Annotated in this window: 23 protein-coding genes; 10 read left to right on the plus strand and 13 right to left on the minus strand. The window is 59.4% G+C overall.

Translation table 11 applies throughout. The annotated features are described in order from the left end of the window. Window positions 1–38 precede the first annotated feature (38 nt). From hypB to IPM89_02990, 4 genes are all read right to left on the minus strand, one after another. The gene (gene hypB, locus IPM89_02975; GenBank protein ID QQS54823.1) at window positions 39–872 is read right to left on the minus strand and encodes a hydrogenase nickel incorporation protein HypB; all 834 of its coding nucleotides are present in this window, start codon (window positions 870–872) and stop codon (window positions 39–41) included. Next, a complete protein-coding gene (gene hypA / locus IPM89_02980) occupies window positions 873–1,214 on the minus strand; it encodes a hydrogenase maturation nickel metallochaperone HypA (protein ID QQS54824.1) in 342 nt (113 codons plus the stop codon). A 69-nt stretch (window positions 1,215–1,283) separates the two neighbouring features. Beyond that, entirely contained in the window at window positions 1,284–1,871 is a 588-nt protein-coding gene (locus IPM89_02985) for a HupE/UreJ family protein (protein ID QQS54825.1), read from the minus strand. A gap of 154 nt (window positions 1,872–2,025) precedes the next feature. Beyond that, the gene (locus IPM89_02990; GenBank protein ID QQS54826.1) at window positions 2,026–2,475 is read right to left on the minus strand and encodes a c-type cytochrome; all 450 of its coding nucleotides are present in this window, start codon (window positions 2,473–2,475) and stop codon (window positions 2,026–2,028) included. Window positions 2,476–2,639: 164 nt separating this feature from the next. Between IPM89_02990 and IPM89_02995 the strand changes: the two genes are divergently transcribed. After that, the gene (locus tag IPM89_02995; GenBank protein ID QQS54827.1) at window positions 2,640–3,350 is read left to right on the plus strand and encodes a Crp/Fnr family transcriptional regulator; all 711 of its coding nucleotides are present in this window, start codon (window positions 2,640–2,642) and stop codon (window positions 3,348–3,350) included. Window positions 3,351–3,669: 319 nt separating this feature from the next. On the opposite strand, the gene IPM89_03000 is transcribed toward IPM89_02995, so the two are convergent. The 3 genes from IPM89_03000 to IPM89_03010 form a co-directional block, all read right to left on the minus strand. Next, window positions 3,670–4,794: a PqqD family peptide modification chaperone gene (locus IPM89_03000; GenBank protein QQS54828.1), complete on the minus strand. Its 1,125-nt coding sequence runs from the start codon at window positions 4,792–4,794 to the stop codon at window positions 3,670–3,672. Window positions 4,795–4,924: 130 nt separating this feature from the next. After that, window positions 4,925–7,435 carry a LamG domain-containing protein gene (locus tag IPM89_03005; GenBank protein QQS54829.1) on the minus strand — a complete coding sequence of 837 codons (2,511 nt, stop codon included), beginning with the start codon at window positions 7,433–7,435 and terminating at the stop codon, window positions 4,925–4,927. 122 nt (window positions 7,436–7,557) lie between these two features. Then, the gene (locus IPM89_03010) at window positions 7,558–10,980 is read right to left on the minus strand and encodes a choice-of-anchor D domain-containing protein (GenBank protein ID QQS54830.1); all 3,423 of its coding nucleotides are present in this window, start codon (window positions 10,978–10,980) and stop codon (window positions 7,558–7,560) included. Between the two features lie 876 nt (window positions 10,981–11,856). Between IPM89_03010 and IPM89_03015 the strand changes: the two genes are divergently transcribed. The 9 genes from IPM89_03015 (at window position 11,857) to IPM89_03055 (ending at window position 20,226) form a co-directional block, all read left to right on the plus strand. Beyond that, the gene (locus tag IPM89_03015) at window positions 11,857–13,023 is read left to right on the plus strand and encodes a hydrogenase small subunit (GenBank protein ID QQS54831.1); all 1,167 of its coding nucleotides are present in this window, start codon (window positions 11,857–11,859) and stop codon (window positions 13,021–13,023) included. Between the two features lie 11 nt (window positions 13,024–13,034). After that, window positions 13,035–14,051 carry a hydrogenase 2 operon protein HybA gene (hybA, locus tag IPM89_03020; protein QQS54832.1) on the plus strand — a complete coding sequence of 339 codons (1,017 nt, stop codon included), beginning with the start codon at window positions 13,035–13,037 and terminating at the stop codon, window positions 14,049–14,051. Further along, complete coding sequence (hybB, locus tag IPM89_03025) at window positions 14,048–15,217, plus strand: Ni/Fe-hydrogenase cytochrome b subunit (protein ID QQS54833.1); 1,170 nt, start codon at window positions 14,048–14,050, stop codon at window positions 15,215–15,217. Before hybA ends, hybB begins: the two co-directional genes overlap by 4 nt. A 10-nt stretch (window positions 15,218–15,227) precedes the next feature. Further along, window positions 15,228–16,940: a nickel-dependent hydrogenase large subunit gene (locus IPM89_03030; GenBank protein ID QQS55760.1), complete on the plus strand. Its 1,713-nt coding sequence runs from the start codon at window positions 15,228–15,230 to the stop codon at window positions 16,938–16,940. Further along, entirely contained in the window at window positions 16,940–17,479 is a 540-nt protein-coding gene (locus IPM89_03035; protein ID QQS54834.1) for a HyaD/HybD family hydrogenase maturation endopeptidase, read from the plus strand. Before IPM89_03030 ends, IPM89_03035 begins: the two co-directional genes overlap by 1 nt. A gap of 10 nt (window positions 17,480–17,489) precedes the next feature. Beyond that, entirely contained in the window at window positions 17,490–17,732 is a 243-nt protein-coding gene (locus tag IPM89_03040; GenBank protein QQS54835.1) for a HypC/HybG/HupF family hydrogenase formation chaperone, read from the plus strand. Between the two features lie 66 nt (window positions 17,733–17,798). Next, on the plus strand, window positions 17,799–19,004 hold the full coding sequence (locus IPM89_03045) for a nickel-dependent hydrogenase large subunit (GenBank protein QQS54836.1): 1,206 nt from the start codon (window positions 17,799–17,801) through the stop codon (window positions 19,002–19,004). Between the two features lie 354 nt (window positions 19,005–19,358). Next, entirely contained in the window at window positions 19,359–19,562 is a 204-nt protein-coding gene (locus tag IPM89_03050; protein ID QQS54837.1) for a hypothetical protein, read from the plus strand. A gap of 193 nt (window positions 19,563–19,755) precedes the next feature. Then, window positions 19,756–20,226 carry a type II toxin-antitoxin system RatA family toxin gene (locus IPM89_03055; GenBank protein ID QQS54838.1) on the plus strand — a complete coding sequence of 157 codons (471 nt, stop codon included), beginning with the start codon at window positions 19,756–19,758 and terminating at the stop codon, window positions 20,224–20,226. On the opposite strand, the gene IPM89_03060 is transcribed toward IPM89_03055, so the two are convergent. The 6 genes from IPM89_03060 to IPM89_03085 form a co-directional block, all read right to left on the minus strand. After that, entirely contained in the window at window positions 20,216–20,974 is a 759-nt protein-coding gene (locus tag IPM89_03060; GenBank protein QQS55761.1) for a class I SAM-dependent methyltransferase, read from the minus strand. The two genes, IPM89_03055 and IPM89_03060, sit on opposite strands and share 11 nt — an antisense overlap. A gap of 365 nt (window positions 20,975–21,339) precedes the next feature. Then, window positions 21,340–21,681, minus strand: coding sequence for a fumarate reductase subunit D (locus IPM89_03065; GenBank protein ID QQS54839.1), 342 nt, complete (start codon window positions 21,679–21,681; stop codon window positions 21,340–21,342). Between the two features lie 2 nt (window positions 21,682–21,683). Continuing rightward, window positions 21,684–22,070, minus strand: coding sequence for a fumarate reductase subunit C (locus IPM89_03070; GenBank protein QQS54840.1), 387 nt, complete (start codon window positions 22,068–22,070; stop codon window positions 21,684–21,686). Then, window positions 22,067–22,819, minus strand: coding sequence for a succinate dehydrogenase/fumarate reductase iron-sulfur subunit (locus IPM89_03075; GenBank protein QQS54841.1), 753 nt, complete (start codon window positions 22,817–22,819; stop codon window positions 22,067–22,069). Before IPM89_03075 ends, IPM89_03070 begins: the two co-directional genes overlap by 4 nt. Beyond that, window positions 22,816–24,576, minus strand: coding sequence for a fumarate reductase (quinol) flavoprotein subunit (gene frdA / locus IPM89_03080; GenBank protein QQS54842.1), 1,761 nt, complete (start codon window positions 24,574–24,576; stop codon window positions 22,816–22,818). The genes IPM89_03075 and frdA overlap by 4 nt, the downstream gene beginning before the upstream one ends. A gap of 345 nt (window positions 24,577–24,921) precedes the next feature. Next, complete coding sequence (locus IPM89_03085; protein ID QQS54843.1) at window positions 24,922–25,689, minus strand: 2-phosphosulfolactate phosphatase family protein; 768 nt, start codon at window positions 25,687–25,689, stop codon at window positions 24,922–24,924. Window positions 25,690–25,787 lie beyond the last annotated feature (98 nt).

Here is a 25,787-nt window from a genome sequence, read left to right on the forward strand (position 1 = left end):
CTCCGCCGCCAGCGGCGGGCGCTGGTTCGGGATTTGGGTCAGGCGGGGCTCTCGGCCAGGCGCACCCGCGCCGCGGCCAGATCCGCTTCCAAACGGCTGACTTGTTGCGCCAGCGCCGCCCGTTGGCCCCGCCGCAGCCAGTCCAGCCAGACGTCCATGCCTTCGCCGGTCCGAGCGGACAGTTGCAGGATCTGAACGTCGGGGTTGATCCGTCGTGCGTAGTCCAGACAGCGTTCCACATCGAAATCCAGATAGGGCAACAGGTCGGTCTTGTTGAGCAGCATCAAGCCAGCGGCGGCGAACATATTCGCGTATTTCAGTGGCTTGTCCTCGCCCTCGGTCACCGATAGCACCACGACCTTGCACGCCTCGCCCAGATCGAAATCCGCCGGACAGACCAGGTTGCCGACGTTTTCGATGAACAGTACCCCATGTTCCGGCAACGGCAGCCGTTCCAGGGCGTGACCGATGCCGTGGGCGTCCAGGTGGCACCCCTTGCCGGTGTTGATTTGCACCGCCGGCGCTCCGGCGGCGCGGATGCGTTCGGCATCGTTGGCGGTCTGCTGGTCGCCACCGATCACCGCCACCGGAAATTCGGTGCCCAGCGCCTGAACCGTTCGGGCCAGCAGCGTGGTCTTGCCGGAACCGGGGCTGGAGACCAGGTTCAAGACCAAGATGCCTCGTTCCGTGAACAGACGCCGGTTGCCGGTGGCGAATTCGGCGTTTTTCGCCAGAATATCCTGTTCCAGGGTGAGCCGCCGGGCTTCGGGGGCATGATCGTGAACGTGGGGATGCGCGTGAGGAAGGTCCTGCGCATGGTCGTGAGAGTGGATGGTCAATTCGTTTTCACCGCAACCGCAGGTGCTGCACATTTACTCGACCTCCAATTCCTTGATCCGCATTTCGTTGCCGCCCGTCAGCCGCCACTGAAAGCCGCCGCAGCACGGGCAGGGGTCGTAATATTCATGGACCGTGATCGCTTGCGCGCAGTCCAGGCAATAGGCTTGACCCGGCAGCGTGACGATATCCAGCTCCGCCGTGTCTGCCACCGTATCCCGGCGGGCGATCTCGAAGGCGAAGCGCAAGGCATCCAGTTCGACATTGGCCAGCGCGCCGATTTCCAGCCACACCCGCCGCACCCGGCTAAATCCCTGCCGGTGGGTTTGGACGGTGAGGGTTTCGATGATGCTTTCGCACAGCGAAAGTTCGTGCATGACGGGCGTTGCCGGGAGGATTGTTCCGATCCGCCCCGCACGGCGCGGAGCAGACCGGAGGAGAGTGGTTCAAGTCGCCAGCAGCAGCACGCCGCTGGCCGCGATCGCCGCGCCGCCGATTCGCACCAAGCGCGCCGGAATGCCCGGACGCGCCGCCAGTGCAACACCGATGCCGCTTAGGTGCAGCGTCGCGGTGGCGAACATGAAGCCCAAGCCATACCACAATGCGCTGGATTCCGTCGCCATTTCCGCGCCGTGGGCGTAGCCGTGGAACAGGGCGAACACCCCGACCAGCGCCATGCTGGCCGCCAGGGGCAGCCGCGAGGCCAGCGCCACCAGCACCCCGAACACCAGCACCGAACCGGCGATGCCCAGTTCCACCATGGGCAGTTGCACGCCCAGAAAGCCGAGCGCGCCGCCCGCCGCCATGCTCAGCACGAAGGTCAGTGGGACCAGCCACAGGACGCGGCCGCCCCGCTGCGCTGCCCACAATCCGACCGCCACCATCGCCAGAATGTGATCCAAACCACTGAATGGGTGCCCGAGACCGGTGGCGAAATCCATGTGCGGCAATCCCGACGTATGGGCGTTTGCGACGCCACTGGTCGCCAGCAACGCCAACGCTACCCACCCACGTTTATCCGACAATATTCGCATGCGCGCGCTCCCCTAATGATGATGAATTGTGAAATAGTCAATAGTCGTTTAAGTGTAACAATCGTTCCCGAGGCAAAGATGTTAAGAGGCCATCGGCCGGCGGTTTATGCCGGGCGGCCCTCCGCGCGATAGCGGGTCGGACGATTCGGATGGCTCAGTCCTTCAGCGTTGCCAGGAAGGCGATGATTTTGGCGCGTGCCTGGGGTTCCAAACCGGAGATCGTTTTGTTGGTGCCGGGCAGAAATTGATTGGGGTTGGCGAGATACCGGTCCAGATCCCGTTCGGTCCACATCCCGCCCGCCGTCGCCAGTACGTGGGAATAGCCAAAACCCTTGGAGCCTCCTTTCGGAGCGCCGACGATGCCCCAGAGATTGGGGCCGATCCGGTAGGAGTCGCCTTTTTCCAGGCTGTGACAGATCACGCATGGCCCGGCGGGTCCATTCCAACCGGTCGGTTTGCTCGCGTACTGGTAGCTTTCCGTGGCCGATGCCCCCGGAAACAGGGCGAAAAGACCGTCGCTGGGGTCGATCACCCATAACGATCCGCCTAGAACCAGCAGGGCGAGAGCGATCGCCAGTAGGGGCTGCTTCGGGATACTTGACATCTCTGCCCTCCTTCCGGTCGCTCCTGAACTATATTCAATCTCATTATAGCCATGCGTTTCAGTGACATCCTTGATTTCCGAGCGTGAGGGTCGGACGAAAACGCGGCGTATCACTACAAAAATTATAGTGGAAGGAGGGTGCGGATGTGGAAAGGCCCAAGACCATGCCTGGCGTCAACTGTTTTGCGTGCCTGCCGCGCGAGCACAATGAATGGAGCGTCTTGACCGGCGAAGAACTCAAGCTGCTGGCGCAAGCGAAGAAGTGCCGGAAATATCATGCCGGCGAGTCGATCTTTGCGATCGGCGAACCCAGCCACGGCATTTATTGCATCGTCTCGGGCGGGGCGGCCATTCGCAAGATCGACGCGGCGGGCAACTCGATTTTGCTCCACCTCGTCTACCCCGGCGAAACCCTGGGCTATCGCGGTGTGCTGCTCGACGAGGAACGCCGTTTCGGCGCCGAAGCGCTGGGGCCGAGCAAGATTTGCTTTATCGACCGGCACACCGTCCGGATTTTGCTGGGAAGAAACCCGGCCTTGGGCCAGCAGTTTCTCCGCCGGGTGGTGACCGATGTGGACGATGCGCACGATAAGCTGGTACGCAACGCAACGCTTTCCAACCGTACCAAGTTTGTCCACCTGCTGCTGGCCTTGATGAACCGCCACGGGCGAACCACCACCGATGGTAGCCGGGTGATGGAGTTGCCGTTGTCGCGGCGCGACCTCGCCTCCATGATCGGCGCCCGGCATGAAACCCTGTCTCGGATCATCGGCCGGCTGGAGGAGGACGGTGTGGCCCGATTTTCCGGGCGCACCGTTTGCGTGAGCCATCCGCATTCTTTAATCGATGAAATCAGGCCGACGTTGCTGAGTTAGCAAATCGAATGCATCGCTCCTTGGATCAATATGTTGTGACCGTGCTATCTAGGCCGAAAGCTTTTTGGTGCCCCTGGCGGCGGTGGCGGCACACTGAAATCCGCACCGTGTGCTTTGTGCGTAAGCGTTATGGCGACCAGAGTTGGCGCGGTGTATGTGGCTTTTTTAGCGATTGATTTGATCCAGTTGCGGCGTGCGGGATTAACCGGTTTCTGCTCAGTAGACGGTGAGGGTTGCTCAGGATTAGACTGGACAACAGGATCGTCATGATGGGAATTCATTGCAATCTCCCTGTGGTTTTGGGTATCGGTTTGTTTGATCATGAAGCGGTTCCGACGATACGAATAGCAGCGACCGCCTCGGAGAGCGTGTCGTATGTCAACCGATAGGCTGGTAGGTGGTTCAGCCAACCGATGAGCATGCCGATGTCATGGGCGGTCAGGGGCAGACGCCACCGGACATTGGCGGCGATCAGCGACTGCAAGGCGGCGCTGGCAGTTAGCGATTCAAGAGTGGTGGAGTGACCGGGCTGGTAAGCGGGAAAAATCAGGCCGCGGATTGGCCAGGCGCGATCCAGCGACGGCTGTGGGGGTGGCAGGTAGCGAACCGGTTGATCCCAGCGTTGCAACACTGGCCACGTATCAAGGTTGGGGTAATAAGGCTTCAGTACCGGCCAACTACCGGCTTTCAGGCATAGTGGTCCCGGCAAGGGCCAAGCGCGGGGTGGTTCATCCCGCCTTAGCAGAATCATGTCATCGCCCAGATAGTTCCAACCCTCAGTTAGTAACGCAGCCGTCAACGTGGTTTTTCCACTGCCGCCAGGCGCGGCCATGATCAGGCATAAATCACTGTCGGCGACGGCGGCGGCGTGCAGCACCGCCAGCGTGGGTGTTCTCCGGCAGGGATGCGCCAAGAGATGGTAGAGAAGATGAGCGATGCTGTCGTCCTGGCGGAGGTTACATGCCAACACGCACCCATCCTGGCCTAACAGATACCCGAAGCCGGTGGGATCAGGAGCCAGGTCGAACACCGTATCCGCCGGTGTGGTCGGAGCAACGGCCAGGTGCTGGAGTAGCGGGAGCAGGATCTGGCTCAGATTCGTGTCACCGAGACGAACCCGCAGAATCAAACCACCCAGCCGGTAATTGTGCTCGGCGACAGGCAGGGGAAGCGGGGGCAACCGCTCCGGTACATTATCTTTCTGCTGCTCTTGGGGGGTATGGCCGGTCCCACCCAGCAGCCCGTCTTGATGCCACTGCGCCAAAGCCATCCGGGTGTCTTGCTCGGCTTGCTCGGGCGGTACGGCGAACCGCCGCGCCAGCCGCTCAGCGATGGCCGTCGCCGATAGCCCCGCCTGATGCCCTTCCCAAATGATCTGGGCGGTATCGTTGAGCACGAACAGGCGATTGCCGCCTTCAGGCCATAATGCCAGCTCTTCGCCCAATGGATACGTGATCGCTCGGACAGCGTTCGTTGTTTGCGCCTGTATGCTCATGTCTTCTCCCACGATCTCTCTACATGATGTCGTGGCGGGGTAGCGGCCGTTAGGCCGCGCCCCTTCTTTATTCACTGATCTACCGGCCAGCCTGCATCCGCCATGTGAAGCGATGGGTCGTGCCCACCATCGGGATGGTGTAGCGGTTGACCTTTTTCGGTTTGATCTTGACGTTGTTCTCCACGTCAATCAGGCGGGAATGGTTGCGGATGTCTTGGTTGTCGATGTCCCAGGTCAGGGTGATGGTGCGCAGCTGATCGGAGCGAATTTCGAAGTCCCAGTCGGTGGCTCCAGTGAGGTTCCGTTCAAGCGCGCGGAAATCGGTGGTGTAATCACCGGCGTGGTTACCCCAGTCGTGGTGTGGGAACACCAGGGTCAGATGAGGGTTGAAGTCGGCGGGGCGTTCGTCGAGGTCGTGGGCGTCATGGCCGTTGCGACTGTCGTTGAGCCGACCAATCAGGTTGCCGGGATCGGTGAGACCCTCGGCGCTGACGGTCAGGCGGATGTTCCATTCGTCCGGGTTGCGGACTTTTTTGGCCATCGACTTGGATTCGGGATCGGAATCATCGGTGGTCTTGAGTGCGCGCGTGAGAGTGGCGTGAGTAGCGGCGGTAACGCCCTGGCAACTGGGGGTGGCGGGTATTTGTAGTTGGTAGCCCGGTTTGAAGACCTTGACGAAAAAGCCGTCGAAGGGTTCCAACACGCCTTCAGCGCCCGGCGTGGTGCCGTCGAAGGTTTGATAGGCCGCACCGTTCCATTGATACATCTTGCGGGACAGAATGCAGGTCGGGTCGGCTGGGTCGGTGTCGCAGATGTTGCCGGGGTCGGCGGTGGTCGGGGTTTCGAATGTGGCGAAGTTGTCGTTGGAGATCTGCGCGTCGTTCCAGCAGACGTTGTAGTCATACGGGTGGCCAAGCATGTTGGAGCGACCGTTCGCTGGAGTCGGGGCGGCTTCCAGGTCGATGGGAGTGATGCTGTTGGCGTTGCCGCTGACGGTGAAGCGTTGTTGGTTGGCCGCGAGCGTTTTGAGCCAGTAGCCCTGTCCCACAGTCAACAGGCTGTCAATCGAGAGGTTTTCATACAGATTGGTGAGGGCGTTGTGCTGGTACATGATCCAGCCATCCGCGCCGGCATTGCCGTAAATTGAGGAAGGCAGGTTGCCGGCATGAATATCATCGCCCACGATTTCGCCCACCGTGCCGCCGCCGCCACCATCCAGTGGCAGAGGGCTGATCAGATGCCATTGATGCGGTTCTAACCTAAGAGAGGTAGGGGAATTTTTGACTGCATAAAAGCTAACATTGTCATAGAAAGAGGCGGCGTTAGAGCCAAAATTATTGAGGAAGATAATCAATTGCTGACCGACAAGTGCAGGGGTGGTGGACGAATCGAACAAGAATGAGTTAAGCGCCCAGTTCCCTGGTTCCGGATTAACAGCAGTCGCTGTTGTCCCAAACTGCTGACCAATGAAAGTATCCCTTCCAGACCCTTCAAATAAGTAGCTATTATCGCTGTCCGCCCAGACTTGTAGGCTCCAGTATTCAACGTGCGCTGTTAATAGATCGTTACCAATAGCGGCGGAAAGGGTATAGGTAGTATTAGGCTCAATTAAGAGCCCACTCATCCTATAAATTCCGGCATTTAATCCGCTTAGGAAGAGAATTTGATTGCCTCCTGCTGGAGGTGCTAATGGATTGGTCTGATTAAAACGCTCTGAGCTATTCGTGTTCCAAATTGATGAGTTGCTCACAGCCCCAAAATAGCGGCGCCATCCACCAAAAATGATGGATGTGGAGACAGCTCCATCTGTAATGACCGGAGTCTCCCAAGTTTCGGTAAACATGATAGCTTGGATAGTTGAATTCGCATCGAAAAGGGCTTGTATTTCGTCATCGGTAAGAGCGCGATTGTAAATGCGTAACTCATCAATCCAGCCCCTGAATGGAGACAACCAGGAAATTACTTCCTCTGATGATCCAATAATCAAGTCATTATTGTTATTGTTGAATGTTGAATAAGGGTCATTGCCGTCAACCTTCAAAACTCCGTCCACATATATTTTCATGCGATGGTTTTGTCGGTCTATTATGCCTACGTAATGTCTCCAATAGTTGACTGTTGCACAACATGCATAATAATAAATATGAGTTGCGCCATCACCTGCGGATGCAATCGAAAAAGCTGAATCCATACTCACAAAAGCCGAATATTCTCTATTGGCGTATTCCGCTAAGATAGGACCACCTTTGTGGATAATTGGCGACCATCCATTAGTGAACCCCTCTACTTTCACCCAAAAAGAAATTGAAAGCTGATTGACAGGATTAAGGGAAGATGAGGAGGGCACACGGATATAGTCATCAACGCCGTCAAATTTCACGGCATTTCCGCTTATCCCAGGTTGGTATTGAATACCTCCATTCTCGATACCATGATTATTATTGCCACTTTGATCATTGGCATTGCCGTCAAAAGGATAATAGGCTACTAATCCATCAGCTAAATCAGCATAGATCAGGGGGCTGGTCGTCATCAGCAACACAAAGAATACTGAAACAACCCAAGAGTCAATTCGTCTTGTATCGCTCATTTCCGTTGTCTCCAAAAAAACCGATAAAAATTGATGATCGTCAACCCCTCGTCCACGCACTCTCTCCTGATATCGTGGCGGGGTAGCGGCCGTTAGGCCGCGCCCCTTCTTTATTCACTGATCTACCGGCCAGCCTGCATCCGCCATGTGAAGCGATGGGTCGTGCCCACCATCGGGATGGTGTAGCGGTTGACCTTTTTCGGTTTGATCTTGACGTTGTTCTCCACGTCAATCAGGCGGGAATGGTTGCGGATGTCTTGGTTGTCGATGTCCCAGGTCAGGGTGATGGTGCGCAGCTGATCGGAGCGAATTTCGAAGTCCCAGTCGGTGGCTCCAGTGAGGTTCCGTTCAAGCGCGCGGAAATCGGTGGTGTAATCACCGGCGTGGTTACCCCAGTCGTGGTGTGGGAACACCAGGGTCAGATGAGGGTTGAAGTCGGCGGGGCGTTCGTCGAGGTCGTGGGCGTCATGGCCGTTGCGACTGTCGTTGAGCCGACCAATCAGGTTGCCGGGATCGGTGAGACCCTCGGCGCTGACGGTCAGGCGGATGTTCCATTCGTCCGGGTTGCGGACTTTTTTGGCCATCGACTTGGATTCGGGATCGGAATCATCGGTGGTCTTGAGTGCGCGCGTGAGAGTGGCGTGAGTAGCGGCGGTAACGCCCTGGCAACTGGGGGTGGCGGGTATTTGTAGTTGGTAGCCCGGTTTGAAGACCTTGACGAAAAAGCCGTCGAAGGGTTCCAACACGCCTTCAGCGCCCGGCGTGGTGCCGTCGAAGGTTTGATAGGCCGCACCGTTCCATTGATACATCTTGCGGGACAGAATGCAGGTCGGGTCGGCTGGGTCGGTGTCGCAGATGTTGCCGGGGTCGGCGGTGGTCGGGGTTTCGAATGTGGCAAAGTTGTCGTTGGAGATCTGCGCGTCGCTCCAGCAGACGTTGTAGTCATACGGGTGACCAAGCATGTTGGAGCGACCGTTCGCTGGAGTCGGGGCGGCTTCCAGGTCGATGGGGGTGATGCTGTTGGCGTTGCCGCTGACGGTGAAGCTTTGGTTAGCCGCAAGCGTTTTGAGCCAGTAGCCCCGTCCCACGGTTAATGGACTGTCAATCGTGAGGGTTTCATATAGATTGGTGAGCGCGTTGTGCTGGTACATAATCCAGCCATTCGCGGTGGCATTGCCGTAGATGGCGGAGTCCAGGTTGTCGGCTAGGATATCATTGCCGACGATTTCACCCACCGTGCCGCCGCCGCCACCATCCAGTGGCAGAGGGCTGATCAGATGCCATTGGTTTTGTGCCAGACTCAGGGAGGTGGGGGAATTAGAAGCTGCAGGAGAACTGACGGCAATACCGGTAACGCAGTCAATGCCGGCTATGTACTCAGCAAAACCTGTCGAGGAGTCAATTTGGAACCAGTCACAGTTGGCACCATAAAGAGTACCGTCCGGTGCGAAGCCTATTGTTTCTAGTGAATTTGATGTGTTCCCTATCGAAGGATTGACATCTGTCGCTGCACCCGTATTTGTATCGATTGTGTATAAGCCGTCTAAGTTACTCCAGCCGAAGAGCGTACCATCTGGAGCGAAATCCAAACCCAGAAAGCGGTGTGGGGCAGTGTAACTGATGAATTGTGACTGACCGCTATCAAGGTCGATCTTGTAAAGAGCCGGAAAATAACTCGGAGAAGTCGCGCTGCTGACGTAAAGCTCACCTTCTGGAGAAAATGCCATTGCATATATATTGACAAAGGGGCCTGTAACTGTGACAAGTGGTGTTCCGACTCCCGTGACCGGATCAATCTGCACAAGAAATGCTGGGGCATTTGAGGGTGAAACTGCGGTAATCAGCCGACCGGTCCCATCCACAGCAAGCGAGTTCGTTCCTGAGTACCCCGAGGAACCAATATACAGGTATGCCCCTGTTTGGGGGTTTATCTCGTAAACATCACCATACCAACTAATTGCGGTAAATGCGAACCCATTACCATCGCCTTGAATAGAAAAACTATATGAATTCTCATCGCTGTCATCATTGCTGATGTTTACGATGGCCTGACGTGAGCCCTCGGCGCTCGGGTTAAAGACCACCTGAAAAGTGGTCGTGCCACCCACTGCCACCGGCGAATTCGGCTGCGCGGTGATAGAGAAGTCGCTCGCATGGGCGCCGCTAAGGCTCACGCGTGGCGTACCGGTCAGGTTGAGGGGTGCTGTGCCATCGTTGGCGATAACAAAGCTGTGCGTGACGGTGTCGGCGGCCACATCGACGGTGCCAAAGTCGGTGTTGTCGGTAGTGCTGGGGGTGGTATCACCATCAACGATTTCCTGGCCATTGCCCCGAACCGTGATTTCGGGGACCTGTACTCCACCGAGACTCTTGCCAGCAATCGCAAAAATGTAAGGATTTTCATCGCTGTCGTCATTGGAAATACGGACCGTCGCTTGGCGCTCACCTCCAGCGCTGGGGTTGAAGAGCACCTGAAAAGTGGTCGTGCCACCCACTGCCACCGGCGAATTCGGCTGCGCGGTGATAGAGAAGTCGCTCGCATGGGCGCCGCTAAGGCTCACATGTGGCGTACCGGTCAGGTTGAGGAGCGCTGTGCCGGTGTTGGCGATGGTGAAGGTGTGCGTGACCGTGTCGGTGGCCACATCGACGGTGCCAAAGTCGGTGTTGTCGATGGTGCTGGGCGTGGTATCACCATCAACGATTTCCTGGCCATTGCCCCGAACCGTGATTTCGGGGACCTGTACTCCACCGAAACTCCGGCCAGCAATCGCAAAATTGTAAGGATTTTCATCGCTGTCGTCATTGGAAATACGGACCGTCGCTTGGCGGTCGCCTCCAGCGCTCGGGTTAAAGACCACTTCAAACGTGGTCGAGCCGTTGACTGCAACAGGTGAACTCGGCTGCTGGGTAACGGTAAAATCACTCGCATGAGTTCCGATGATGCTTACACGCGGTGTGCCGGTCAGATTGAGGGGCGCTGTGCCGGTGTTGGCGATGGTGAAGGTGTGAGTATGGCCAGTAGTAATATGGTCAAACCAGGTATCATCATCAACGTTAGGTGAAGTGGCCCCATCTATGATGGAAATTCCGCCGCCATGAACATCCATCTCTGGAGATGTGCTTTGACCCGCGTACCCAACATATATCCAATAATTGCCGGTGGTCGATCGAGTGTTCCCTCGAACCATCAAAACGTATGTTCCAGCAGCCAAGGAAGAAAAACTGATATTTGAATAGGGGTAAGTAAGATAATAATCGTTAGCGAGAGAAGTACATGTGGAGTTGTATAAAGTCCCTTTTATAACCTCGCCCAAGTACATTCCTCCGTAGATAGTCACAGCTCCTGTGGAGGGCAAGGTGAAAGAGAAATAATCCACATCTTCAGCATAAATGATTGAGTCGTCAACCTGTGCATTAACACTTATTGGTAGTATTGGTTGTGTTGGAGGGCAGTCCGCCAGGGCTGGTGTGGAGGCAACCAATAGTAGTGTGATCGTGATCTGGATTAATAATACCCCAATCAAGACATTTAATTTCTTCTTCATTGAAAAACCTCCCGATCTCAATATGCTTGAGGGTGCCCCGAATAAACCATGATTTTCATAAGGCTCAATATGGATTTCAGTCAGTTCGCTGCGTTATGCGACTCGCGTGACCATTAACGAAAGCCGCACTTCAGCAGATCGGATTTCATGAGTTTGTTCAGAACCTGTGATTTTCTACTCCTATCTTGCGGTAGGTTTAGCTTTAATTGTTCAGTAACAATAACTAAATCATCACATAGGTTGATCTTTAGGGGCCAACGCTCATTGGCAGGTATTTAGTATCAAAAACTCAAGAAAGTATCAACTGAGTAACTAAGTCATCTACAAAAATTAATGTTAATTTTCCAGTTTCGAAACTTTTCTATTACATGAGCGCTCCCTTGAATCAATGCTTCGGACAGTTTTAGCTATCACAATCGACTGGTTAGCCTTCATAGGCATCATTAAATTCAACTAAGGGTTTGACCGGATCTCGATAAAATAACTCGTTGATTTTGCTTGACCTGTAGCGGTCGCTTCAAGTTCTGATTTTTCAAGGAGTTTCACGTACCGATGTGCCTTTTGTCCACGAGGCCGAAAGCCAAAACTGTCCGAATCATTGTTGAATACCAATCGAAATAAAAAGCTATGCCGTGCCCTTGCTCTGCCCACACCACCACAGATCCTCTCACCACATGAGAGAAATAAACCGGCAAGCGGTAACCAAGGCACATCGCTCAAGACTGCTCGAAGCCCTCCCGCATCTTGACGGGTTTACGGATACGTGACTTGAATCATGGGGCGGCAAAAAAACTCCTAAAAATTGATGATCGTCAACCCGTCGGATTCTCTCCCCACTAGCTTTATAAATGGCCAAATTTGCGGGGAAAACGGGTGATGAATATCGTCAGCGAGACCGATCTTGACCATGCTGTCCAGAATCCCGACGGTTACGAGGGCGCGCTCGGCGGGCTGACCCGTCGCCAGTTCCTGACTTACTGCACCGGCGTCGCCGCGACCTTGGGGCTCTCGTCGCTGATGGGGCCGCGCATCGCCGCTGCCGCCACCGCTGCCGCCCGGCCGCCGGTCATCTGGCTGTCGGCGCAGGAATGCACCGGCTGCACCGAGTCGCTGCTGCGCGCTTATCATCCGACCCTCGAAACCCTGATCCTCGACATGATCTCATTGGATTATCACGAGGCGTTGTGCGCGGGCGCCGGTCATCAGGCCGAGGCGTACAAAGCCAAGTCGATGAAGGAGAACTGGGGCAAGTTCGTGTTGGTGGTGGACGGCTCGATTCCGACCAGGGACGGCGGCGTCTACTGCATGGTCGCCGGCAAGCCGATCCTGGAAACGGTCCGGGAAACGGCCGAGGGCGCGGCGGCGATTATCGCCATCGGCTCCTGCGCCTCCTGGGGTGGCGTGCCCTCCAGCGATCCCAACCCGACCGAAGCCAAGCCGGTGCATGAAGTGTTGCCCGGTAAAACCGTGATCAACCTGCCCGGCTGCCCGCCCAATCCCTACAACTTCCTGTCCACCGTCCTGTACCTGCTAACCTTCGGCAAGCCGCCGGGACTGGATATCAAGAACCGGCCAAAATTTGCCTACGGCCGACTGATTCACGAAAACTGCGAGCGGCGCCCGCACTTCGACGCCGGCCGCTTTGCCCTGGAATACGGCGATTTCGGTCATCGCCAAGGCTGGTGCCTGTACAAACTGGGCTGCAAGGGACCAGAGACCCACGCCAATTGTCCGGCCATCGGTTTCGGCGATGTCGGTGAAGGCAACTGGCCGGTGGGCATCGGTCATCCCTGCTTCGGTTGTACCGAGGAGGGGGTGGGGTTCACCAAGCCGCTCCATGCGCTGGCGAAGGTCAAGACCTTTACGCCGCCGACCGCCTTTCCGGTGGTGAACGCGCCCAAGGGCAAGGGCGTGACTCCGGCGGCGGCGGCAGTCGTGGCCGGCGTCGCTGGATTGGGGATAGGCGCGGGCGCGATGGCCCTGCGCGGCATGGACCAAAAGGATGAGCCCGCCGCTTCCGATCACGATACCCCGCGGCAGTAGGAGGGTGCGTCATGACCATCAATCGCCGCCAGTTCCTGCGGGGCGCCATCGGCGCCGTCACCACCGCCGCCGCCGCGCCGGTCGCCGAGGCCGCGCCATTCGACCGGCGTGAGCCGAAGACCCTGCCGCCCAAGGCGGTGGGGATGCTGTACGACTCGACCCAGTGTATCGGCTGTAAAGCCTGCGTCGCCGCCTGCAAGGACGCCAACGGCATGCCGGTCGAGCAACCGCAACGCCTGGCCGAGTGGAACGAAGGGACCTGGGATACCGCCGAAGACATTTCCGGCAAGACCCTGAACGTGATCCGGGTTTACCAGAACGGCACCATGGCTCAGAAAGACCGCGAGATCGACGGCTACGCCTTCGTCAAGCGCCACTGCCTGCATTGCGTCGATCCGTCCTGCATCTCGGTGTGCCCGGTCAGCGCCATGCGCAAGGACCCGGTCACCGGCATCGTTACCCACAACCCGGATGCCTGCATCGGTTGCCGCTATTGCGTCTACGGCTGTCCGTTCAACGTGCCCCAGTATCAATTCGATCAGCCATTCGGCCGGATCGCCAAGTGCCAGTTCTGCAACCACTTGCAGAAGCAGGGCAAGCTCCCGGCCTGCTGCGACGTGTGTCCGACCGGCGCCTCGCTGTTCGGCTTGGTCGAGGATCTGCAAAAGGAAGCAGAGCGGCGCATGGCCCTCAAGCCCGGAGACCTGTACGAGTTTCCGCGCGGCAAGCTGGGCGGCGACCGGCCCGGTCAGGTGGCGCCGGCCGGGGAGTACCAGCCGCACATCTACGGCGAGACCGAATCCGGCGGTACCCAGGTGCGCTATCTGAGCGGTGTGCCCCATGAAAAGCTGGGCTTGCCCAAGCTGCCCGATCACTCTTTCGCCGCCGTTTCCGAGGGGATGCAGCACACGCTCTACAAGGGCATGATCGCGCCGCTGGCTTTGCTCGGCGGTCTGGTGGTGCTGGCCCGGCGCAATGCCAAGAGCGACGAAGAACGGAAAAAAGACGACGAGGAGCGGCCATCATGACGGCGATTACCCATCGGCCGCTCGGCGGCAAGGTGGTCACCAAACCGTTTCTGATTCTCGGCTTCTTCCTGCTGATCGCGGCTTATTTCATTTTGCGCCGCTTTCTGTTTGGGATGGGCGACGTTTCCAACATGAGCAACGGTTACCCCATCGGCACCTGGGTGGTGCTGGATGTGGTGATCGGCACGGCCTTCGGCTGCGGCGGTTTCGCCATGGCGCTGCTGGTCTATATCTTCAACCACAACGTTTATCACCCGCTGATGCGGCCGGCCCTGCTCGGCGGGGTGTTCGGCTACACACTGGCCGGTCTGGCGGTGATGATCGACCTCGGCCGCTACTGGAACGCCTTCAACCTGTTGCTGCCCTGGTACGCCCAGCCGAATTCGGTCATTTTCGAGGTGGCGCTGTGCGTCATGGCCTACATCACGGTGTTGTGGCTGGAGTTCTGGCCGGCGTTTCTGGAGCGGATGCCGCTTACGTTCAAGCAGCGCTACAGTTTGGACAAGCTCCAGGTTTTTCTGAAAAAATATATGTACGTGCTGATTGCGGTCGGGGTGTTGCTGCCGACCATGCATCAGTCCTCGCTGGGCTCGGTGCTGCTGATCATGGGCTCCAAGCTTTCTCCCCTGTGGTACACCATTTGGTTGCCGCTGCTGTATCTGATTTCGGCGCTGGCCATGGGTTACGGCGTGGTGATGTTGGAAGCCACCCTGGTCAATCGGGCCTTCAAGACGCCGTCCGAGGTGACGTTGTTCGCGCGGCTGGCGCGGGTTGTCGCCGGTCTGCTGGCGGGCTACCTGTTGCTGCGTTGGGGCGATCTGGCCTATCACGGTCATCTGAGTCTGGCTTTCGCCGGCGATTGGGACGGCAATCTGTTCCTGCTCGAAACCGCGCTGTTCCTCGTGCCGCTCTTCGTGCTGGTTTCGCGGCGCCGCGCCAGCCAGCGCTGGCAGTTTCTGGCGGCGGTTTCCCTGCTCGCCGCCGGTTCGCTGTACCGGCTCGATTCCTATCTGATGGCCGTGCGGCCCGGCAACGGCTGGACCTATTTCCCCTCGGCGCCGGAGCTGATGATCACCATCGGCATCGTCTGTCTGGAAATCATGCTCTATCTGCTGTTCATCAAGACCCTGCCGGTGCTGCACGGCGCCCATCAGGCCCAACCATGACGATTGGAGGCTGTCCGTGGCCAGAATAACCATTGATCCCATCACCCGTATCGAGGGTCATCTGCGGATCGACTGCGAGGTCAACAACGGCAAGGTAAGCAACGCCTGGTCGTCGGGGCAGATGTGGCGCGGCATCGAGATCATTTTGCAGGGCCGCGACCCGCGCGACGCCTGGCTGTTTACTCAGCGCATCTGCGGGGTCTGCACCACGGTCCACGCCATCGTGTCGGTGCGCGCGGTCGAGAATGCCCTGGATCTGGAAGTGCCGCTCAACGCCCAGTACATCCGCAACATGATCGTCGCCGCGCACGGCATTCACGATCACATCGTGCATTTTTACCAACTGGCGGCGCTCGACTGGGTCGATATCGTCTCGGCCCTGTCGGCCAGCCCCGAGGGCGCGGCCACGCTGGGATCCAGTCTGTCCGGCTACCGCCGCAACAGTCTGCCGGAGATTCGCCAGGTTCAGGAAAAGCTCAAGGCGTTTGTCGGCAGCGGCCAGTTGGGCGTGTTCGCCAGCGGCTACTGGGGTCACCCGGCGATGAAACTGCCCCCGGACGTGAATCTGTTGGCCGCGACCCATTACTTGCAGGCGCTGGAGTATCAGCGCATCGCCAACCGGATCGTCGCCATCCTGGGTTCGAAGACCCCCCATATCCAGAACCTCGCCGTCGGTGGGGTGGCCAACCCGATCAACCCGGACAGCCAATCCACGCTGACGCTGGAACGGCTGTTCGCCATCAAGGCGGAGATCGACAAACTCGGCGAGTTCGTCAATCAGGCCATGATTCCCGACGTGGCGGCGGTGGGCGCGCTGTACGCCGACTGGACCGGTTATGGCGCCGGCGTTACCGACTATCTGTCGGTGCCCGACCTGCCGCTGGACACCAAGGGCACGCAGTTCGAACTACCCGGCGGTTATGTGCCCAAGGGCGATCTGTCCCAATTCAAGCCGATCACCAGTTATCAGGACGGCTACTTCCGCGATGGGGTCAAAGAGAGCGTCAAGCACGCCTGGTATCAGTACAAAGGCGACCACGCGGCGCGCCATCCCTACGAGGGCCAGACCCACCCGCATCACACCGACTTCCAGGACGACGGTAAATATTCCTGGGTCAAGGCCCCCACCTTTTACGACCAAAGGGTCCAGGTGGGACCGCTGGCGAATGTGCTGGCCATGGTGGCCGCCGGCCACGAGCCGACCCAGCGCCATCTGAAGCGGGTGCTCGACATCGCCGGCAAGGTGGCCGGATCGCCGATCCCGGTCGAGGCGTTGCATTCGACCATTGGCCGGATTGCCGCCCGGGCGGTGCGCTGCGCGGTGCTGCTGGAATCCTTGCAGAACCAGTGGCAACTGCTGGTTGATAACATCGCCAAGGGGGATTTCACCACCTTCAACCGGCCGGTATTTCCCAAGGGCGAGATTCGCGGGTTCGGCTACCACGAAGCCCCACGCGGGGTCTTGTCGCACTGGACGGTGATCGAGAATGGCAAGATCAAGAACTATCAGGCCGTGGTGCCCAGCACCTGGAACGCCGGTCCACGCGACGACGCCGATGCGCTGGGGCCGTATGAGGCATCGCTGGTCGATAATCCGGTCGCCGATCCCGAACTGCCTTTGGAAGTGTTGCGCACGATCCATTCCTTCGATCCCTGCCTGGCCTGCGCGATCCACCTGACCGACACCCATCGGCGGTCCACCGTCCAGGTGAAAGCGTTCTAATGAGAATCGTGGTGCTGGGCCTCGGCAACATCCTGCTGCGCGACGAGGGCGTCGGGGTCCGGGTGGTCGAGGCGCTGGCCGCGCGCTACGTTCTGCCAGCGGTGGTCGAAGTGGTCGATGGCGGCACCGTTGGCATGGATCTGTTGGACACCCTGGCCGGTTGCGATCATCTGCTGGTGTGCGATGCGGTGCAAACCGGCGCGCCGCCAGCCTCGGTGGTGAAGCTGGCCGATGCCGAAGTGCCGGCTTTGTTTCAAACTCGCTTCTCCCCGCATCAGTTGGGTTTGGCGGAGGTGCTGGCGACCTTGATCCTGATGGAAGAAGCACCGGCCGCGCTCACCCTGATCGGGGTGGTGCCGGCCGATCTGGAATTGGGCGTCGAACTGTCGCCCGAGGTGGCGGTGGCGCTGGAACGGGCGGTGGAGTGTCTGGCGGACGCACTGCGTGGGCTGGATTTGGTCCTCGAACCCCGGTCCCCGGCGTTTTCCCCCTCACCCCCAACCCCTCTCCCGCAAGGGGAGAGGGGAGTTCCGGTCTAGCTGCAACGCCATGTGCATCACGATTCCCGCCCGAGTGGTCGAAGTCCACGACGCCAGCGCGGTGGTGGAGCGTTACGGTGAGCGACTGGAGGTGAGTTTGCTGCTGCTTCAGGAGGAGGTCGCCATCGGTGATTTCCTGATCCTGCAAGCGCGCGCCTTCGCCGTGGAAAAGATCGCGCCCGAAGAAGCGGCCGAGATTTACCGTTTGTTCGACGAGTTCGTCGGCGTGGCCGACGACAACGCGACGGCATGACGGCGAAGTCGCTCAGCGCGTTGCTCGATTCTCGGATCGTCCCGCGACAGAGCCGCCAGTCCTGACATGGCTGGTGGCGCGGCCGGTGGGGTCGAAGGCGGCCTGAATATCCGGGTCGCGGTGCAAGGCGGCCGCATCGTGGCGGTCGATCTGCGTTCGACCCGGCCGGTCAATCTGTGCGCCGTGCTGGTGGGACGCGATGTCGGCGCCGCCATGGCATTGCTGCCGCGATTGTTCGGTGTGTGCCGCATCGCGCAGACCGTCGCCGGTCTTGCCGCCGTCGAAGCCGCCCTCGGCATGGTCCCCGCACCTCCTCAATTGGCCGCTCGCTGTTTCCTGGTGGCCGCCGAATCCCTCGAACAAACCGCCTGGCGTCTGCTGCTCGACTGGCCGCGCTGCATCGGCGTGAGTCCCGCGCTCGACACCCTGAAACGGCTGCGGCAACTCCTGTCCGCCCTGCCGCTCAAGTTATTCCCCGATCTGACTTGGAACCGCGTCGGTGGCGCACGGCTGGCGCCGGCTTTGGCGGATCTTGCCTCGCTGCTCGACCCACTCCAGCTCGTGATCCACCAGGCCGTTTGCGGCGAGGCAACCCGAAATAGCTGGCCCTTGACCGACCGCCGGAGCTTCGAGCGCTGGCTGGGTCATGCCGCCACGCCGGCGGCGTTGACGCTGCGTTGCCTGTGCGAGCAGGGCTTGGCGGATTTCGGGCGCGGCACGGTGGAGCCGCTGCCGGTGTTCGACCTCGCCGTGCTGGAGCGACGGATGGCGGCGGCCGACGGTTATAGGTTTTGCGCCCGCCCCGATCTGGAAGGCGCGGTCCATGAAACCGGGGCCTTGGCCCGACTGTGGGAGCATCCGCTGATTGCCGATCTGCGCGCCGACTACGGGAATGGCCTGCTGACTCGCTGGGTGGCGCGATGGGTGGAGATGGATGATTTACTGACCGAACTCCGCGGGCAATTTGCACGGCTGGAAGAGCATCCTGGACCATCGATGGAGCAAAACAGCGCCGGTACTGGTCTCGGTCTGGTGGAAAGCGCGCGCGGTCGCTTGTGTCATCGGGTGGCGGTGGCGGTGGGACAGGTGACCGACTACAAGATCCTGGCGCCGACCGAATGGAATTTTCATCCGGAAGGACCGCTGACACGTAGTTTGTTGGGTGCGCGGCTCGCTGAAGCCGGCGCGCCGCCGATCCGCCGCGCCGTTGCCCTGTTGGCGACGGCGCTTGATCCCTGCGTTGGTTTCGAGTTGCTCGTCGATGAATCCTGAACGGCCTGGTGATCAAGCATAAATTTATTGCAGTGCAACATTCTATTTGTTAGGATACCCTCAATTCAGACACACTTATAGAAGGAAAGCTGGGCCTCTTGTCAGCAGGAAAGAGAGGTGTTCCGCTGCGGGTAGCTTCGAAATGACTCGTTTACAGGACACCCGAAGCGTGGGTCTCGCACGCCAAGCGGCACGCCAGAAGGCTGGATCGGCCTTTGCTCGATATTTTGATCCCGGACGGCAAGCGCACTGTCAGAATACGAAGCCGCCCGCGACTGAGTTTCTGACATCTAAACAGATGGAGGACGGGGGTGGTCTCTGTCCCGAGAGATAGGGTTTCCGCCGCGTAATATCATGAAAAACATCATCAAAATAGCAGTTCTAACAATCGTGGTTTTGGTCTTGTCTCCCGTGCTGGGTTTCTGGATCGTCGCGCTGGTCGGCGCGGCACTATTCCTGCTTCCCGCCGGCGCGGCGGTTTCGGTACTTTTTCCGAAAACGTGGCGACATATTGAAGATAGCTTGTTTTCCAGGGTGCACCTATTGCCGAGCACCTGATTCAAGGCGAGTTCGCCGAGAAACCCGGGTAAACCGGGTTTTTTTACGCCCATTGTCGAGATCTCGCGGCCAAGTTGCGGGTCATCGCAAATCCCCCATCTGAAGCAGTAGAATCGACGACTACGATAACGACGCGCGCCGCTGGTGATCACTCGGGTGAAGAACGACGGCGGGCAGTGAGGAGAAAGGCGACATGTTCAAGACAGCGCATCGCGAAAGCCGGGTGGTTGCCGTTTCCACCGAACAGATGTTCGATCTCGTCGCCGATGTGGAGCGCTATCCGGAATTTTTGCCGTTGATGCGGGAGGCGAGGATCATCGGCCGCCACGCCGGTGGTTATGAGACGGAGCAGGTGCTGATGCTGGGCTTGCTGGCGTATCGCTTTCGTACCCGCACCGAACTGGAACCCCCTCATTCCATCAGCGTCACGTCGGCCGACCGCCACTTCCGTTATTTCGATATCCGCTGGTCGTTGGCACCCGCGACCGAGGGGGGTTGCCGCATCGACTTTGCGCTCGACTGCGAGATCCGCTCGCTTTGGTTCAAGCCGCTTGGCGACGTGTTGGTGGCGCAGATGGCGTTGACCACCGTCAACGCCTTCGCGGCGCGGGCACGCCGGCTGGATGCCGGACAAGCCCTGTCGGTCCAGCGCCCTAGAACGTGACGACCACCTTCTGATACAAGCCGCCGAAAAAAGTCTCCTTCTTGACGGTTGCGGCCCGCACCCGTTCTTCCGGCATCCATTCGGTGATTTCCTTACGCCACAAGTCCATGGCGAAGGGTTCCAGCGTGGTGAGAATGGGTACCATGACGTAGCGGAAAGGGTTGCTCGGGTGGGGGCGATGGTAGTCGACGAAAATCACCTTGCCGCCCGGTTTGACCACGCGTAAGGCTTGCGCGACGGTTTGCGCCCGGACCTCTTCGGGTTGTTCGTGCAGCAGGAAGAACAGCACCACACAATCGTAGCTGGCATCGGCGAAATGGAGATTGGTCGAGTCCTGGTGGTGCAGGGCGATGCGCGGAGCGCCGTTATCCAGCTTGGCCTTTAGATTTTCCAACTGGACGGGCGCTACGTCCACCACATCCAGCCGCGCGGTCGGTTCCAGCCGTTGGGCCAGCCGCTCGGTGAAATCTCCATAAACGCAGGCGACCTGCAGGATGCTGCCGTCAATGGTGGCGCCCATTTCGTCCAACGCGGCGTCTCGCAGTTGGGCGAAGTTGCCCCACAGAATTAGATTGACCAGCCATTGCCGCTCGAACACGCGCACCGCGGCGGGGTGAAGATACGCCCACCAGTAGACCTGCTGCAGGTACGCCGGTAGCGGAACCTGTGTCGAAACGGAGATCTCCTGATCGGACTCCTGGCAATGGGCTGCGTTTTCGGCGTCGGTCGTTGCTGGCTGTAACACCATGCCTTCATCCGATGACCGCAGCCGAACCAGCGCGGCCGTAGCAGGTTGGGAACTCATGGGGAGTTTTCCTCAATGATTGTGGGGTGTACGCACACCTGCGCCGGAGTTGGCCGGCGTGGGCACCACGTCTCGACGGTGGTTATCCCGGAACAGGTTTGCACGGTACGCCTCGATTGAAAGGTCTGAAGTGTACGGGGGTTTTTGTCGCTTTAGCCAGATTCCGTTTACCCCAACAGACAAGACGCCGCTTCCCACAACAGCGGGAAGCGGCGCCACGGTTATGGCGAAACGGCTCTATTCGCGCCTCCCGCTTCCGCGGGCCTGGGGGGCCGCGGAAGCAGGGCGGGCGGGACTCTCTGGCCCCGTCAGATGCGCAGCAGATAAATGATCGTCAGCAGCGTGCCCAGACCCGCGAGCCCATAGACGACATAGGCGACCAGCGTGTCGGCGCGGACGCCGAAATCGTGAACGGTGACCCGTAACCGGTGGGCGGCGTGCCACAATGACAGCAGGATAATGCCGAAGATGACCAGCTTGCCCAGCCAGTTTGCCGCGAAGGCGTGCAGGTACTCGTAGGTGAACAGCGCTGGCGAGAAGCGCATGGCGGCGAACAGCGTGATCAGCACCAGCACCGGGGTCACGAATGCCGTGACCGTGCCACCGGCGGCGAACAAGCCCCAGAAGATTGGCTTATTGGATTTGGCCATGACTAGACTCCCAGGAACAGGATGATCAGCGAGACTACCGCCCAAGCGCCGTAGTGGGCTCCGACGATGATGTTGCCCGGCACGAATTCCTCGCCGCGCTGGATCGGCATGGCTTGGGGCGTGACGTTGAACCACGACATGCTGTGATACACCGTCGCAATCAAAACCGTCGCGTTGAACAGCACGCCCAAGGGGCTGTGCAGCGCATTCAGGAATTCCTGAAAAGCGTCCGGCCCTTGTGATAGCCGTGCCAGCGCCACGATCAGCAGGAAGGTGTAGGCGAAGATGAAAATACAAGTCACTTCGCGGGCCATGTAGCGCTTGTAGCGTGGCTGGCTCAGAAACCAGGTGGTTTTGGAAACCTCACGGATATAGGGTTTGCTGTTCATTTTTTCACCCAGGGCATCAAGTGCTCTTTATACCAGTCGATGGTGCTGGCCACCTTGACCTGCTGCAACGCGCCCGCCGGGTCAACGTGCTTGGGACACACCTCGGAGCAGGCGCCGACGAACGAGCATTCCCACACCCCTTCGTTGGAGGCGATCACCTCCTGACGCTGGTCCCGGCCACCATCGCGGGAGTCCTGGTTGTAGCGGTGCGCCATGGAGATCGCCGCCGGGCCGAGGAATTCCGGCACCAGGGCGTATTGCGGACAGGCGGCATAGCACAACATGCAGTTGATGCACAGCGTGTACTGTTTGAATTTCTTCAATTCCGCCGGGGTCTGCTTGAATTCGCCAGCGCTGACCGGTTGATCCGACTTGGGAATCAGGTAGGGCTTGACGCTGGCCAGCTTGGTGATGAAATCCTCGACCGACGTGACCAAATCGCGCTCGATGGGGAAATTGGCCATCGGCTCGACCTTGATCTGATCGCCATATTCGTGGATGAAGGCCTTGCACGCCAGTTTCGGCTCGCCGTTGACCATCATGCCGCAACTGCCGCAGACCGCCATGTGGCAGGACCAGCGATAGCTCAGCGTCGGATCGAGGTGGTCCTTGACGTAGTTCAGCGCATCCAGCACCACCCATTCGTCGAGGCAGGGTACGGAATAGCTCTGATACCGGGGCGCGGTATCGGTCTCCGGGTTGTAGCGGAGCACCTCCAGTTGGATCTGGCGTTTCTGGAGTTCGCTCATTTCTTGGCTCCTGAGTAGTCACGGACACCGGGCTGCGACTTGGTGATGACGACATCGAGATACTCGATGCGCGGCGGTTCCGTAGGGTGGTAGTGGGCCAGCGAATGTTTAAGCAGGTTCTCATCGTCGCGGGCGGTGAAGTCCAGCCGCTGATGCGCGCCCCGCGATTCCTTGCGATCCCGCGCACCCACCGTGACCGCTTCGGCGCAGTCGAGCATCGACCCCAGTTCCAGCGCCTGCATCAGATCGGTGTTGTAGACGTGGCTCTTGTCGGTCAGCGCGATGTTGGCGTAGCGCTGACGCAGCTCGGAAATCTTTTCACACGCCGCCGCCAGACCTTCGCCGGTGCGATAGATCCCGACGTTCGCTTCCATGGTGTCCATCATTTCCTGACGCAATCCCGCGATGCTCTCCGTGCCATCGCTCTTGTCGAACAAGGCCTGGATGCGGTTTTGCGACGCCTTCGCCTTCGCCGCGAGCGCCGCGTCGCTGCTGGGGGTCGGATTGGATTGCAGATGGGCCATGGCGCTGAGCGCCGCCCGCCGCCCGAAGACCAGCAGTTCGGTCAGCGAGTTGGAGCCGAGCCGGTTGGCGCCGTTGATGCTGACGCAGGCGCACTCGCCGGCGGCGAACAGTCCCGGCAAGCGGGTCGCGGCCTGCACATCGGTATGGATGCCGCCCATCATGTAATGGACGACCGGGCGAATCGGAATCGGCTCCTTGACCGGGTCCTTGCCCAGGTAGCTGATGCACAGGTCGCGCACCAGCGGCAGCCTTTCGTCGATTTTCTTTTCGCCCAGATGGCGCATGTCCAGCAACACGCAGTCGCCCCACGGGGTTGTGACCGTGTTGCCCTTCTGCTGCTCGCCCCAGAATGCCTGGCTGAGTCGGTCGCGCGGACCCAGTTCCATGGTCTTGAGCACCGGTTGACCGACCGGCGTTTCCGGCCCCATGCCGTAGTCCTGCAAATAACGGCGACCGTCCTTGTTCAGCAGAATGCCGCCTTCGCCGCGACAGCCCTCGGTCAGCAGGATGCCGTTATTCGGCAGACCGGTGGGATGGTACTGGACGAACTCCATATCCTTGAGTGGCGTCCCGGCGCGATAGGCCAGAGCCATGCCATCGCCGGTCTTGATGTTGCCGTTGGTGGTGAACGGGAACATCTTGCCGCCGCCACCCGCCGCGATGATGACCGCGCCCGCCTGAAACTGCTTCATTTCCCCATTGCGAATTTCCAGGGCGGTGAGTCCCTGACAGCGCCCGTCCTCGACCAGCAGGTCAGTGGCGTAGTACTCGTCGAAGCGTTGGATGCTGGGATACTTCAGCGAGGTCTGAAACAGCGTGTGCAGGATGTGGAACCCCGACTTGTCGGCGGCGAACCAGGTGCGTTTGATCTTCATGCCGCCAAACGGGCGCACGGCGACGGAACCATTCGGCTCACGGCTCCACGGACAACCCCAATGTTCCAGTTGGGTCAATTCCTTGGGCGCCTCGTTGATGAAATACTCGACGGCGTCCTGATCGCTCAGCCAGTCACCGCCGCCCACCGTGTCGTTGAAGTGCAGGTCGAGGCTATCATCGGACTTGACGACACCGGCGGCTCCGCCCTCGGCGGCACAGGTGTGGCTGCGCATGGGATAGACTTTCGAAATTAGGGCGATGCGTAATTTCGGGTCGGCTTCAGCGAGGGCGATGGCGGCTCGCAGCCCCGCGCCTCCCGCTCCGACGATGGCAACGTCGGTTTTGATGATCTCCATTACTTCGGCTCCTCGGTGTGATGCCAGGCAGATGGGGTGAATTGACGAGAGAGTACATGATGTCGATCCGACAGTTTAGCTTGTTTCCGTAAGGTGGCGATCAAGCACGATCCACGTCGCGGTTTGCCGTTGGGGTCAGGGCATTTTTTGTACGAAAGTACGGACACTGGGGCGATGGCACCCGCTCTGGGGATGATGGCCTGGAATGGCTGCAATCCCATCGCATCCTGGAATTATTAGGATATGTCCGGCCAGGTCAAGTGTTGGGATACGCAAGCGGGCCATTGCCGGTGGGCATCCGATCACGGCGCCGCGGTTTCGACCGAGTCGCGTGAGAAGCCGAGCTCAGCCCAGGGCCGCTGCTTTCAGTACCCCCGGTTCGACTTGCAGCGGTACCACATCGACGCTGTCGAGGCGGGCGCAGTAGTCCAGATCCTGCCCGCAGCCCAGCGCCACCAGACCGCGACCGTGGTGGGCGTAGCGCAGCAATTGCGGCAAGCGGGTTTGCCAGCGTTCGAACAACGCCATGGCGGCGATCGACTCATCGTCGCCGGCGCAGTCGCTGTCCCGCTCGACGCTGAGGGCGCAGGCGATGGCCCCGGCACAGATGGTGTCCTCCAGCGAGAATCCACCACGCCAGCCGGCGGCCACGATCCATACCGTGTGCGGCTGTTCCCACAGTAGATAACGCACCACCGCCGCCCGATTGGTCAGCGAGGCCGTCAGCAGGATCGGTACTTGCCGTACCCGTTCCAGAGCGCGGGTGCCGTTGGTGGTACTCATGAACAGCCGCTTGCCACCGACCCGCGCGGGGGTGCATTCCGACGGCGAATTACCGAGGTCGAAGTCTTCCAGTTTTTCGCCACCCCGCTCGCCGGCCAGCAAGCGGCGTTCCGCCGGCCAGCGTTCGCTGGTTCGGAACAGGACGTCGAGATCGTCGAAGACTTGAATGGCCTCCGCGCCCGATTCCAGCGCGGTCGCCATGGTGGTGGTGGCGCGCAGCACGTCGATGACGATGGCGCAGGCCGGCAGATCGAGCGTGAGGCCACCCTTGCGCGCCTTTTGGCTGATATCCGGGACTTGATCGGGGGTGTGGTAAACGAAGATTTCCATGGGGGTTGTGCTGGTGGGTAATAACGTTTCGCGGCTTGGTTTAGGGAAGATGGGCCGGGGATTATCGGCCTGTTTTTTATAAGGTTAATCCAAGCCGA

Source organism: Candidatus Competibacteraceae bacterium (assembly GCA_016699715.1).
In the GTDB taxonomy this organism is placed as follows: domain Bacteria; phylum Pseudomonadota; class Gammaproteobacteria; order Competibacterales; family Competibacteraceae; genus Competibacter.